The organism is Leptolyngbya sp. BC1307 (assembly GCF_002286735.1).
Classification (GTDB): domain Bacteria; phylum Cyanobacteriota; class Cyanobacteriia; order Phormidesmidales; family Phormidesmidaceae; genus Phormidesmis.
Genome location: NZ_NRTA01000002.1, coordinates 246,386 through 259,059, shown reverse-complemented (window position 1 = coordinate 259,059; position 12,674 = coordinate 246,386). Strand labels below are relative to the sequence as shown.

Sequence of the window (12,674 nt, the reverse complement as noted above, 5' to 3'; positions counted from 1 at the left end):
TCGGGATTGCGTTTTCGAACAAGCGCTGGCTGCACTTTTTCATGCTGTTTGTGCCGGTGACGGGCTTATGGATGAGCTCTATTGGCATTGTCGGCCTAGCGTTGAACCTGCGAGCTTACGACTTTGTGAGCCAAGAGATCCGTGCGGCAGAAGACCCCGAGTTTGAGACCTTCTACACGAAGAACATTCTGCTGAATGAAGGCATTCGGGCGTGGTTGGCTCCCCAAGACCAGCCGCATCAGAAGTTTGTCTTCCCTGAGGAAGTATTGCCTCGCGGTAACGCGCTGTAAACCTCAGCTACAAATAGCGCTAACTTAATAGCGCTAGCCCCCATCCTCGATTTGTGAGGGCGGGGGCTTTTTTATTGGACCCTAAACAATTGGGTAAGACTTAAGGCCGCTGGCTTCTAAGGGCAAAAAGACAGTCCAGATCGTACCCTGATTAAAGCGCTCGCGGACGGTGAGCTTAGCACCTAAGGCGTGAAAAAGATTTTTGGTCGCTTCTAAGTTCAGGCTCAGACCGCCGGTTTCGGGTTGGAACATGAGCAGATGGCCCAGTGACTGCAGGGGCGGGGGCGAGCAAGCGGCGGATGCACGCTTTTGATCTGGATTAGCTTGAGACTGAAACTGGAGCTTGAGCTGGTCACCGGCATCAAGCACATGAAGCTGAATATGGCTCCCCGGAGAAACGCTGTGCGTGAAAAGTTCTACCAGGCCCGTCAGTACGTGCTGTAGCATTGTTGGGTCGCTAGCTACCATCGGTAGCTCTGGCGGCAACCCTACTTCTAAAGAGAGATTGCGACGATGGGCGGCCTGCTGCCACTGCGGAATGGCTTCTTGAAACACCTGATGCAGGGCGATCGCACTCAACGGCGACTTCGGCGTCTGACTAGCCGCTTCTAGCTCCACCGCCCTGAAGATCAGGCTAAAACGATCTATTTGCTGGGTGCATTCGCGGTCAATGCTGTTCAGGCGTTTGATCACCTGCGAGTCAAGATTTTTGCGCTTGAGCAGCGATCGCGTGTAGGTGCGAATCGTCGTCAGCGGCGTACGAATCTCGTGGGCCATCGCCTTGAGTAGTTCGCTGTCAGAAACCTGGCTATTGTTCTGGCCGTTAGTCTGATTATTGTTCTGGCCGTTAGTCTGACTGTTGGTTCGACTGGGGCGATCGCGCTCATCGGTATTTGCCGCTGCCTGAGCAAACGCATGGTCTAGCTGCGAAGCAGGCTGAGATGGCTGAGGCAAGCAGGCTAACATCCAGCGATTGAACTGGCTGACAGTGCGATAGTGGGGATCTCTGGGCGCAAACTTTTCGACCAGCGGATCAATAAAGTCGAGCTGCTGCGGGCGGGCCAGACGAATGCGCGATCGCAAGACTCGCCACACCGAATCTACTACCTGCGGCATAAACGAAAACTGAAAGCGCAGCTCATCATCAGCGTCTTTGCCCAGCACCAGCACTAGCGAAAACTCGGGCGTGAGCACAAAAGCAAATCGCTCCTCAGCCAGCGGATCATCTTCTAGCAAGGGCAACAAATGCGCCGCCGAAGACTGCTTTTGAAACTTTTGCTGAAACAGTCGCCCGACTGGAGAGAGCGCACTAAATGCGGCAAGCTGTTCGGGTGATTGCGGCGCAAACGTCCAGCTAGAAATCTGGGAAATCATTCCAGGGTCACTAAGCAGCGGTACTGGCCCGGAAATCAGTAGCGCCTGAGTGGGCTTGGTGCGAGAAAATATCGAGGTCTTTGGCTGGCAAGAGGCTCTCTGACCGCTTGTCTGCTGCGTGAGGAGCTGGTTGAGCGCGGCGATCGCTCCCTGCCATTCGTGCTCGGCCCGCTGCTGCTTAGCGGCGCTCGGCAAACCACTGCTAACGGTGCTGACTTCAGCCGCATTGCTCAGATGGTCGTCCTGGGCAAATTCTCCCAAGGCGACTAATGCGCTAATAGTAGGTAGAAGCTGATCCGCTACACTCATAGCTGCGCCGACTGCAAACCCCCGTAAATGACCTACTTCAACACTACCGGTAAGCCTTTTAACATGGCTATGGGTAGAACCGAACGATAGGATTCGGTATTGCTTGAGCCGATGCCCCCTTTTATTGTTTCCGTCCGATGGAAGATTCGCTGATCCCTGCCCAATCAGACGGCTATAAGCTGCCCGTCATGGTCTGTCCTGGCTTTCACGATGCGCGGCTAACGGCGCAGTGGGTGCGATCGCTCCCCCCATTTGCTCAGCCCTATGTAATCGAGGCTTTCCCCGCGAACCCGCTGGCTGTATTTGAAGAGCTGGTGCAAATCTTCGGCTCACCGGCTGCCAAGCAGCCCGATCAGATGCAGCCCATCGTGGCAGTGGGCTTCAGCGCTGGAGTGGTGGGTCTGGCCGGGGCGCTGGCTCTGTGGCAGCAGCAGGGTGGTCGGGTGGCGAAGCTGTTTGCACTCGATGGCTGGGGCGTGCCGGTGGTGGGGTTGCCGGTGTGCCGCCTCAGCCATGACAGCTTTACGCACTGGAGCATGCTGCCTTTAGGGGCAGGCGAGGTAAACTTTTATGCCGATCCGCCCGTTGAGCATTTGCAGCTATGGGGCGAGCCAGCGCGCGTTAACGGCTGGCAGGTAGCAGGCTGGCAAGGCGAAGCGGCGGTGCCGATGACGGCGGCAGACTTTTTGGAGCGATCGCTGCGCACAGAGTGGATTAAGCAAGTCGAGCAACCAAATACCAGCCGGTTGCATGTTCCTTTTCCCTGACAAGGCCCGGTAGAAATATCTTGTTGTAAGTTTAGCTACAATTTACACTGGATAGATGCATTCCCTTTACGCCGAAAAAATAGACTTCTCCCACGGCTTAAGCCCGGTTTCAGATTCACCGACCCCGTAGTTTCATTCCTCGGCTAGCGTCTCTCTCTTCGAGTTTTTTTCCCTTGAACTTCTTATGGCCTCTACTATCGCACTAAACTCCTCAACGGCTACCCGACGGGTCAGCGGTGCCTATGCGCTGATTGATAGCCTGGTGCGCCACGGCGTTGAGCATATTTTTGGCTATCCGGGCGGCGCGATTCTGCCGATTTACGACGAGCTTTACAGAGCTGAGGCTGATGGGCTGGTCAAGCATATTTTGGTGCGTCACGAGCAGGGGGCGGCTCACGCTGCCGACGGCTATGCCCGCGCCACTGGGAAAGTGGGCGTCTGCTTTGCAACTTCTGGCCCCGGAGCGACTAACCTGGTCACGGGGATCGCGACTGCCCATATGGACTCGATCCCGATGGTGGTGATTACGGGTCAGGTAAGCCGCGCGGCTATTGGCACAGACGCTTTTCAAGAGACCGACATTCACGGGATCACGCTGCCGATTGTCAAGCATTCTTACGTGGTGCGCGACCCGAATCAGATGGCGCAAATTGTCGCCGAGGCCTTTTACATCGCCAGCACTGGCAGGCCGGGGCCTGTGTTGATTGATGTGCCTAAAGATGTGGGCTTAGAAGAAATCGACTACATTCCGGTGGCTCCCGGCGAAGTCAAAATTCCGGGCTATGCGCCTCAGACGGAGGGCGATCTCGATCAGATTGAGCAGGCGATCGCGCTACTGCGTGAAGCCAAGTCTCCTTTGCTGTATGTCGGGGGCGGGGCGATCGCTGCCGGGGCCCACGGCGAAATTCAAACGCTGGCCGAAGCCTTTGCTGCGCCAATCACCACGACCTTGATGGGCAAAGGCGCAGTAGATGAGCACCACCCGCTCTCTGTCGGTATGTTAGGCATGCACGGCACCGCCTATGCTAACTTCGCGGTGAGCCAGTGCGATTTGCTAGTAGCCATCGGCGCACGCTTTGATGATCGAGTGACCGGCAAGCTAGATGAATTCGCGGCCCGGGCCAAGGTGATCCACATCGACATTGACCCAGCAGAAGTCGGCAAAAACCGGCAGCCAGAAGTGCCGATTGTGGGCGACGTGAGGGCTGTACTGCAAAAGCTGCTGGCCCAGCTCGACCATCAGGACAAGCCCGATCCCCAGCAGACCCGCGCCTGGCTAGATCAAATCCACACCTGGCGAACTGATTTTCCGCTGCTGGCTCCGATTTATCCCGACTCGATTTCTCCCCAGTCAGTGATTGTTGAGCTGACTAAGCAGGCTCCTCACGCCTACTGCACTACCGATGTCGGCCAGCATCAAATGTGGGCTGCGCAGTTTCTTAGAAACGGACCTCGCCAGTGGATTTCTAGCGCCGGGCTGGGCACGATGGGCTTTGGCCTGCCAGCCGCGCTAGGCGTAAAAGTGGCCGTTCCTGATGAGCAGGTGCTCTGTATTAGCGGTGACGCTAGCTTTCAGATGAATCTGCAGGAGCTAGCGACGCTGGCTCAGTACGGCATTGATGTCAAAACTGTGATCTTGAATAATGGCTGGCAGGGAATGGTGCGCCAGTGGCAGCAGACCTTCTTTGGCGAGCGCTATTCGTCTTCTAACATGGAGGTGGGTATGCCCGATTTCGTCATGCTGGCTCAGGCGTTTGGGCTGAAGGGCATGGTAGTAAACGATCCGGCTGAGCTGAGTGAGGCAATTTCCGAAATGCTCGCGCACGATGGCCCGGTGCTGATGGACGTGCGGGTTCGCCGGGATGAAAACTGCTACCCCATGATCCCCCCCAATAAGAGCAACGCCGATATGGTGGGTCTGCCCGATAAGCCCAGACCATAGCGCTGCTAAAAAGAAAAAATTGAGAGAAAAAGTTTGAGAGAAAAGTTGCGATTAGACTTGTTCTTCTTCCGCTAGCAGGGTAGGATGCGCGTAATTTAATTGATGGCGACGCTGCATCGGCTTAAGCGCCTCTCGACGATGACGGTGCAGCTCTCTCAGTAAATTCACTGCTCTACACAAATTAAGTTAGACACTAGTCGCATGGTCTTTGCTACCGAGTTCGATCCCATTGATCAGTCTCAGCGCCGTCAGGCTGATCAGGTTAAGCGCGCTCAGGCTACCGAGCAGTCAGCCTTACCGGCTCAGCAAACCTTGAAAATAGGCCATTCTCGGCTGAGCCAGTCCAATCAGACTCAGTTTTTGATTGCTCAAGCAGCTCCCGTTCAGCCGATTCGCTCTGTTGAGTTAGCACGACCTGTAGCGCTTGGATTGGTGCGATCGCATTCTGCCTCTACCGGAGAATCGCTTACCCAAACCAGCCGGCAGTCTCGGGGCAAGCTGACAGCGACGCCAGCGGACACAGGTGCCGTTACTAACAAGGTCGTGCCGCTACACTTAGGTAGCTCCGCCGTGCGCGTGCAGGCTGACCCAGATTCAGAGCTAGCACTTTCCTTTCCAGATAAATCCAAGCTGCCCTGGCGGCTGAAGCTACTCAACCGAGTGCAGCAAGGGTCGACCATGGTTACGGGCCTTCTGTTTACCGGCGCGCTGATCGCCTATGGCTCAACCGTTTATATGGACAAATCGACAGATCGGGCGCTGCTCCAGCTAGACGCGCTGCAAAGCGAATCGCAGCAGCTGACCTCAGTGAACGAAGCGATTAAGCAAAGTTTGGCCGAGCAAGCCGCCCAAGCCAGTTCAGGGCTAGAACCCTATGATCCTGAGGACGCGCTGTTTTTATCGCCTGAGCCTAAGCGATCGCCTCGCGCGGTAGAGCAGATGCCTGCCAAAATGCCGCGTCCGTTAGGCTATTAAACCCGATCCAAAACGTCCGCTATTCGTTCCTATTCATTCTTTGTTTTTTGTCGGTGAATGTCAGCATGGCTGCTTCTACCCGCTCGCGAGCTTCTAAAAGCCCTATCCCGCCTGGCAAAGCGCCATCTGCCCGTCGTCGCCGCCCCTCAGCTCGGTTGCCCGGGCGCACCCCCGCCCAAAGCCGAGCGTTTCGCCTCAAATCGCCGCGACTCCGCCTGATTACGGTGTGGCTGGTGCTGATAGTAGGGATGCTGGGTCTGGCGGGCAGGCTGGCCTACCTGCAGCTCTTTATCGGCACTGAGCTGAAGCAGATGGCAAAAGCGCAGCAGACCATTTTGGCGACGCCCCGCGCTGCTAGACGGCAGATGGTTGATCGCCAGGGCAATGTGGTGGCTATGGATCAGGTGGTATACACCCTGTATGTCCACCCGATGCTCTTTAAGAAGTCGGATACAACGATTGCTGAGGCGCTGGGCGGTGTGCTGGAGCGCAGTCCTCAAGAGCTGTTGACGCTGTTTGCTAAGCAGGAAAGCGGGATCAAGCTAAGCAGCGATATTTCTGAAGAAACCGCTGAGCGGCTGCAGGGGCTGCGGTTAGATGGGTTAGATTTGCTGCCGTCCCCGCAGCGGGTGTATCCGCAAGGTGAGCTGTTCTCTCAGATTACGGGCTATACCGATCTAGAGGGGGTTCCCCAGGAAGGACTGGAGCTCAGCCTGCAAAAGCAGCTGACGTATGCCGATGCGAAGGCAGGTGAAGCGACGCCCTTACAGCAAGTCGCGCGCGATGATCTGCAGCTGCAGCTCACTATCGACAGCCGACTGCAGCGCATTGCTCAAGAAAATTTGGCAGATACGGTAGCAGAGTATGGGGCAAAACGCGGCGCGCTGTTAGTGATGGACGCTCACACCGGGGAGATTTTGACGATGGCGATCGCCCCTAGCTACAACCCCAATCGCTACTACGACGCCAATATAGAATATTTCAAAAACTGGGCAGTCAGCGATCTCTACGAACCTGGATCGACCTTTAAGCCGATCAATGTGGCGATCGCTCTCGAAAATGGCAGTATTGCTCCTGGCGACTATGTCTACGACGAAGGCCGCATTCAGATCGGCGAATGGCCGATTCAAAACGTTGACTTCTCTAGCCGGGGCGGTCGCGGCTCAATCTCATTGACCGATGTGCTGCGCTACTCCAGCAATGTCGGCATGGTGCATGTAATGGAAACCGTGCAGCGCAGTGCCTACTACGACTGGTTCGAAAAGCTAGGACTGGGGTTGCCGACTGGTATCGAGCTACCGGGTGAAGCCAGCGGCCAGATTAAAGACCGCAGTCAGTTTGTTGGCAGCGCTGTCGAAGCAGCCACTACTGCTTTCGGTCAGGGCTTTTCACTCACGCCGCTGCAGATGGTGCAGCTTCACGGCATTTTAGCTAACAACGGCAAAATGGTGACTCCGCATGTCGTTCGCGGATTGACCAATGCCGACGGCGAGCTGACCTGGTCGCCAGAGCACACCGCCCCCCGGCAGATATTTTCGCCCGAGACCACCCGTCAGGTATTGGCGATGATGAAAGAAGTGGTTGATGACGGCACCGGCTCAGCTGCCAAAGTCAAGGGCTACCAGGTTGCCGGGAAGACGGGCACTGCCCAAAAAGCCACTGAATACGGTGCTTACGGTAATCAGCGGATCACTAGCTTTGTCAGCATTGCCCCGGTGAGCAATCCTCGCTATGTAGTGCTAGCTGTGATTGACGAACCCCAAGGCGAAAACGCCTATGGCGGCACGGTCGCCGCCCCGCTCGTGAAGAAAATGCTGGAGTCGCTAGTGGTATTAGAAGGCGTTGCCCCCGATGCCGCTGCGCCCGCTAAAACGCCGTAAGACAGTCGGTCACAGGCAGTCTGGTTCCGGCATTGATTCGGGAGAGTCCGGTTACGTTCATCACTGAGCCGTCGTAGCGAACATTTGTAGCCTTCTCGCCGAGCAGCAGATGTCCCCCGGGGTCGAGGTAGGTTTGGCCCTCAATCGTGGTCGGTCGATCATCGGTGTAAGCTTGGCCAGTGATGGTATTGCCGCTGACTGTGCCGGTGATACAAGCGCCTTCTTCGTGGTCTATGTGACCAAAATTGCCGGTCACGCTATTGCCTGCCTTTTGAAAGACAAACAAGTAGCCGCCGCTTGCCAGCAGTTCTTCGTCGCTGACAATACGGTTAGGATACTCGGCTGTCGTCATGCGATAGTTACCATCAGGTAGATCGGCTAGCGTAGGGCCGGCGGGCATAGGGTTGGTGGCAGTGCCGCCAGCGGTCTGGCAGGTGAGTGTGTCGTTAACCGGGCCAAACCCGTTTTCGCCCATCACCTGGTCAATATCTTCTAATCCTATTAGGGCGGCGTAGTAGGGCGGGTTGTTGACTACGAGCTGACGGGCCTCGGCGATGGGCGTTTCATAAATCGTCAGCGTCCGTTCGGAGGCAATGTCAACATCTATCGGTGGCCCTCCGGCCTGACCTGATGAAACACCTGATGAAACAAAGGAGGGAAACTGCTCAAACAGGAAAACACTGTTGCCTTCGACCTCACTGACGGTGATGAAGGCACGCATCCCGAGGGGGTTAATCGCCCCAGAACTCGGATCGAAAGCGCAAACAGTGGTAGGTTCTGGCGTTTGTGGGTCTAGGGTTTGAGCGAAGGTGGGGAGAGGGGCGATCGCCAGCCCATAAGCAGCCATGCCACAGGCAAACGCAAACCGCGATGAAGACTTAAATCTGTGATAGAACATGACGAGTCAATAGGGTTTCATCAGGGTTTCATCTGGCCAGCAAATCTATGTGAGCTTGCTTAGCTGTGCTAGCGACTTACCTGTAGACAGGCAATGGAGATCAGGGAGCAGGTCTCAGCAATAGTATACGAATGCCGTTCAGCGCAGGGGGCTCTGTTATATTATTTAGGACAAGCAGATGAATGCTATTAGCTGGCGGCACCGGTAGCTGCTAAACCTGCTATAGCCTGCCTCGCAGTTCTACCTGGCGAATACCCATTTTTTGCATATAGAGCAGCAGTGCATAGATGAAGATAACGATGCCGAGCATTTCGCAAATCTCTTCAACTGTTTTCACCAAAGCATATACCAAGCCTTCGCGACCGTGGAGAAAGACGTAGTATCCCCCTAGCAGCTCAACCACGCCCGCGCCAGCAATGAATGTGCAGAAGGCCAATAAAACCAAGCGCCGGACGGATTTGGGTAAGTGAAAGAGAAAGCCTAGAAAGCTCAGGCCGAAAATAAGAACGATCACTGATGCTGGCAGCAGCCAGGCATTGTGAAGGATGCTGTTAACTCCCATGTTATGGAGAGGGTCGGATGCTTTTTCGTGAATGGACAGCAGATCATCAACCGCCAAAGGAGACAGCTCTATGCCTATTCAGACTCGCACAGCTAAATTCAAAAAAGCCGAAGTGGAACCACAGCACACATTGGCTTAAGGTTATTAGAAAGTTAAGAGGCATTATGGTGAGCTGCCGCCAGGCTTGCTAAAACGAACCGGCGCACAGACCAGCGCACAGTCAAGCGACTGTCTCGTCATCTCAAAACAGCTGTGGAATAAGAATTATAGCTTTGGCCACTTTGGAGCAGTTTTTGCTGATGTGCGCAGCTTCACAGCTTGTCAATTGCAGTGCTGAAGGAGAAGGGACTATCAAAAAGTTAGCCATTTGCGTCAGTCTGAAGAATTTTCAGTCTGAAGAATTTTATGGCTCGCCAGCGCTCAGCATCGCTCCAACTTGCTGCCATCAAGACTTTCGCTCAACCGGAATCTGAATATCACTCCGCTTTAGTCCGTCTGGGATAAACGGCCCATCGTAGAAAAACCGCCTCGGCGACCCTACCACTTCATAGTCCGGATGCGCCGCTAGCCAACTGTTGAGTCGCTCAATCCCTTTCGTATAAATGTCATAGTCATAGCCGCCGCGCACGCCCAAACTGACAACCGTCATCGGCGCACTGTCTTCTACCTGTACCTCATCGGCCACCGCCTGCGGCACAATCTCTACACTCCGATACAAAAACGAAACCGCCGTTTCCCCTTGCGTCGCCGCTGTCTCCAGCGTTGCCACCGGATACTGCGCTTCTACTGGAGCCGTCATCGAGATGTCATTGTCGCTGATGTGCCGAAACAGCGGCGAAAACCCGCGCGAAGATGCTGACCCCAAGTCTCCTGACACCTGCACCGTCGCTGCCCGATACGCCGGATACCGCTTCACCTCAATTTTCCCATCTGCCGTTGGCTCCGGAAACCCTTCCGGCAAAGGCGCAGATGCCGCGCTATACGCCCCAAACAACAGCGCTCCCGTCAGCACCGCGCCAACAATCAATAACCCCTGCCCTAGTTTCATCGCAGACCTTCACCTTTTCATACAGATGCCTCTAGTCTAGCGAGATTACCAGCAGGCAAGATTAGATACGGGCAGCGGCCTTCCCTTATCGCGACATCAACAACAGAGTTTTACGTCTGAGCTTTGACTATGCGATCGCGCCCTATAGACTGCGCTCAGCATCTCCTCATGTAGACAGCGCTCGGCGATTGTTCATCAGTGATAAAATCCAAGCCAGTACTTTGCCTGCGCCTATGAACGCCTCCCAGCTCATTGCCCAAGACCTGTCAGTCCAGCTTCAGCAGGTAGAGGCGGCTTTGACCCTGCTCGCCGAGGGCGCGACCGTCCCGTTTATTGCCCGCTATCGCAAAGAGTGCACTGGCGAACTCGATGAAGTGCAGCTACGGCAAATCGCTGAGCGCTATGAGTATTTGAGCGAACTGGCTGCGCGTAAGCAGACGGTATTGGAGGCGATCGCCAAGCAAGACGCCCTCACCCCCGACCTCCAGGCTAAAATTGACCGCTGCCAGAGCAAAACCGAGCTAGAAGACCTCTACCTCCCCTACAAACCCAAGCGCCGTACCCGCGCCACCATCGCCAAAGAGCAGGGGTTAGAGCCCTTATCTGCCAAGATTGCCCAGCTCAACGCCAGCGGGCAAAGCGGCATCGACCTCACCAAGATTGCTCAGCCCTACGTGAGCGAGCAGGTGGCAACACCGGACGCTGCCTTGCAGGGTGCCGCCGATATCCTGGCAGAGAGTATGGCAGAACAAGCCCCGCTGCGAGCCTATGTACGCCGTCTGCTTCTACGCCAAGGTCAGCTCACCTCAAAGGTGAAATCTGCCTACCCAGAAGGCACTACCAAATACGAAATGTACCGCAGCTACCAGATAGCCGTGAGCAAAGTTGCCCCTCACAATCTGCTGGCTCTGCTGCGCGGCGATAAAGAAGGCATTCTCAAACTGGCGCTGACCTTTGATGAATCTGCCGTTTTAGACTATCTGCTGAGCACGCAGCTTCGCAGTCGCGACCCGGCCCTGCGGCAGTTTTATGCTGACCTAGTCAAAGATGGCTTTAACCGGCTGATGAAAACCTCGCTGACCAATGAGGTGATTGCGGAGAAAAAAGCCTGGGCTGACGAAGCCTCGATTCAAACCTTTGCCGAAAATCTGCGCAACTTGATGCTTGCCGCGCCCGCTGGCATGAAGCCCACCCTGGGCGTCGATCCAGGCTTTCGCACTGGCTGTAAGGTGGCGGCTATTGGTGAGACCGGTCAGTTTTTAGCGTATGAAGCGATTTATCCGCACACGGGTCAGGGTCGCCGCGCCGAGGCTGCGAAGGTGCTGCGTCGCCTGATTACCACCCATAAAATTGAGCTGATCGCGATTGGAAATGGCACGGCTAGCCGCGAGACGGATGAATTTGTCGGAGAAGTGATCGCTGCTCTAGACCAGCCGCCTACGAAAGTCATGGTTAATGAATCGGGCGCGTCTATCTATTCGGCCAGTGAGGTGGCGATCGCCGAATTCCCCAATCTAGACATCACCGTGCGCGGCGCGATCAGCATTGCCCGGCGACTGCAAGATCCGCTAGCCGAACTGGTCAAGCTCGACCCCAAATCAATCGGCGTCGGCCAATATCAGCACGATGTTGACCAAAAGCGACTGAAGCAAAAGCTTGATGACACCGTAGAGAGCTGCGTCAACTATGTCGGCGTCGATCTAAACACGGCTTCGCGTGAGCTGTTGCAATATGTGTCGGGGGTGAGTGCGGCGATCGCCAACAATATTGTGGCCTTTCGCGATCAGGCGGGGCGGTTTGGCGATCGCCGGTCTCTGCTCAAGGTGAGTAAGCTAGGCCCCAAAGCCTACGAGCAGGCCGCTGGCTTTTTACGCATTCGAGATGGCGACAACCCGCTCGACAATACCGCCGTCCACCCTGAGAGCTACAGTGTCGTCAAAGCCATGGCTCAAGATTTGCAAGTGCCGCTCAAAGCCATACCCCAGGCTACCGACAAGCTCAAACAGCTCAGCCTCAAAAAGTATGTCACCGAGAAAGTAGGAGAGCCCACCCTCCGAGATATTCTCAGCGAGCTAGAAAAACCAGGCCGTGATCCCAGAGCGCAGTTCACCTATGCCAAATTTGCGGCGGGCATCAACGAGATCCGCGATTTGCGACCAGGCATGGTTTTAGAAGGCATCGTCACCAACGTGGCTAATTTTGGCGCATTTGTCGATATTGGCGTCCATCAAGACGGGCTTGTTCATGTTTCACAAATGGCCGACCGATTTGTCAAAGATCCTAAAGAGATTGTACAAGTGGGGCAGGTAGTCAAAGTGCAGGTACTAGAAGTACAAGAAAAGCTCAAGCGCATTGGTCTGAGTATGCGGTTGGACGGCGAAGTCGGCTCAAAAAGTGATGCGCCGAGCGCCGATAAACCAACCCCGACCGTTAACAAATCCAAGTCATCAGCAGTTGACAAACCTCAGCGCAAAGCTGCTGCTGCTGACCAGTCTCCGCCTGCTAGCCAATCCCTCAATCCCGAAGATCTCAAGCATCGCTTCAACCGCCGCCGACCCTAGCTGGCCATTAGCTGCACGCTTTTGGTGTGACAGAACGGCTTTTGCGTTGGCTGTCATCATTTCCTGCC

General features: G+C 55.3%; 9 protein-coding genes and 1 pseudogene. 6 read left to right on the top strand and 4 right to left on the bottom strand.

All coding sequences use genetic code 11. From position 1 onward, the window contains the following. Nucleotides 1–290 (top strand): annotated as a pseudogene (locus CKL79_RS02535) (photosystem II D2 protein (photosystem q(a) protein)); the annotation flags it as partial. A gap of 81 nt (nt 291–371) precedes the next feature. On the opposite strand, the gene CKL79_RS02530 reads toward CKL79_RS02535, so the two are convergent. Beyond that, on the bottom strand, nt 372–1,973 hold the full coding sequence (locus CKL79_RS02530; RefSeq protein WP_121967993.1) for a HAMP domain-containing sensor histidine kinase: 1,602 nt from the start codon (nt 1,971–1,973) through the stop codon (nt 372–374). Nucleotides 1,974–2,110: 137 nt separating this feature from the next. On the opposite strand from CKL79_RS02530, the gene CKL79_RS02525 reads away from it, so the two are divergent. From CKL79_RS02525 to CKL79_RS02510, 4 genes are all read left to right on the top strand, one after another. Beyond that, a complete protein-coding gene (locus CKL79_RS02525; RefSeq protein WP_121967992.1) occupies nt 2,111–2,740 on the top strand; it encodes a hypothetical protein in 630 nt (209 codons plus the stop codon). 184 nt (nt 2,741–2,924) lie between these two features. Continuing rightward, the gene (gene ilvB / locus CKL79_RS02520; protein WP_121967991.1) at nt 2,925–4,682 is read left to right on the top strand and encodes a biosynthetic-type acetolactate synthase large subunit; all 1,758 of its coding nucleotides are present in this window, start codon (nt 2,925–2,927) and stop codon (nt 4,680–4,682) included. Nucleotides 4,683–4,883: 201 nt separating this feature from the next. Continuing rightward, complete coding sequence (locus CKL79_RS02515; RefSeq protein ID WP_121967990.1) at nt 4,884–5,657, top strand: hypothetical protein; 774 nt, start codon at nt 4,884–4,886, stop codon at nt 5,655–5,657. Between the two features lie 65 nt (nt 5,658–5,722). Further along, nucleotides 5,723–7,537 carry a penicillin-binding protein 2 gene (locus CKL79_RS02510; protein WP_121967989.1) on the top strand — a complete coding sequence of 605 codons (1,815 nt, stop codon included), beginning with the start codon at nt 5,723–5,725 and terminating at the stop codon, nt 7,535–7,537. Here CKL79_RS02510 and CKL79_RS02505 read toward each other — a convergent pair. From CKL79_RS02505 to CKL79_RS02490, 3 genes are all read right to left on the bottom strand, one after another. Beyond that, on the bottom strand, nt 7,524–8,435 hold the full coding sequence (locus tag CKL79_RS02505) for a hypothetical protein (protein ID WP_141242136.1): 912 nt from the start codon (nt 8,433–8,435) through the stop codon (nt 7,524–7,526). The two genes, CKL79_RS02510 and CKL79_RS02505, sit on opposite strands and share 14 nt — an antisense overlap. A gap of 220 nt (nt 8,436–8,655) precedes the next feature. After that, nucleotides 8,656–9,054 (bottom strand): hypothetical protein, encoded by a 399-nt coding sequence (locus CKL79_RS02500; protein ID WP_121967987.1) that lies wholly within the window; start codon nt 9,052–9,054, stop codon nt 8,656–8,658. A gap of 388 nt (nt 9,055–9,442) precedes the next feature. Then, nucleotides 9,443–10,045, bottom strand: coding sequence for a heme-binding protein (locus CKL79_RS02490; RefSeq protein WP_121967985.1), 603 nt, complete (start codon nt 10,043–10,045; stop codon nt 9,443–9,445). A 233-nt stretch (nt 10,046–10,278) separates the two neighbouring features. On the opposite strand from CKL79_RS02490, the gene CKL79_RS02485 reads away from it, so the two are divergent. After that, on the top strand, nt 10,279–12,606 hold the full coding sequence (locus CKL79_RS02485) for a Tex family protein (RefSeq protein WP_121967984.1): 2,328 nt from the start codon (nt 10,279–10,281) through the stop codon (nt 12,604–12,606). Nucleotides 12,607–12,674 lie beyond the last annotated feature (68 nt).

Excerpts from the sequence above, each read along its gene's own strand:
- ilvB (WP_121967991.1), top strand. The coding sequence starts at position 2,925 with ATGGCCTCTACTATCGCACTAAACTCCTCAACGGCTACCCGACGGGTC.
- CKL79_RS02525 (WP_121967992.1), top strand. The coding sequence starts at position 2,111 with ATGGAAGATTCGCTGATCCCTGCCCAATCAGACGGCTATAAGCTGCCC.
- CKL79_RS02510 (WP_121967989.1), top strand. The coding sequence starts at position 5,723 with ATGGCTGCTTCTACCCGCTCGCGAGCTTCTAAAAGCCCTATCCCGCCT.
- CKL79_RS02530 (WP_121967993.1), bottom strand. The coding sequence starts at position 1,973 with ATGAGTGTAGCGGATCAGCTTCTACCTACTATTAGCGCATTAGTCGCC.
- CKL79_RS02490 (WP_121967985.1), bottom strand. The coding sequence starts at position 10,045 with ATGAAACTAGGGCAGGGGTTATTGATTGTTGGCGCGGTGCTGACGGGA.
- CKL79_RS02505 (WP_141242136.1), bottom strand. The coding sequence starts at position 8,435 with ATGTTCTATCACAGATTTAAGTCTTCATCGCGGTTTGCGTTTGCCTGT.
- CKL79_RS02485 (WP_121967984.1), top strand. The coding sequence starts at position 10,279 with ATGAACGCCTCCCAGCTCATTGCCCAAGACCTGTCAGTCCAGCTTCAG.
- CKL79_RS02515 (WP_121967990.1), top strand. The coding sequence starts at position 4,884 with ATGGTCTTTGCTACCGAGTTCGATCCCATTGATCAGTCTCAGCGCCGT.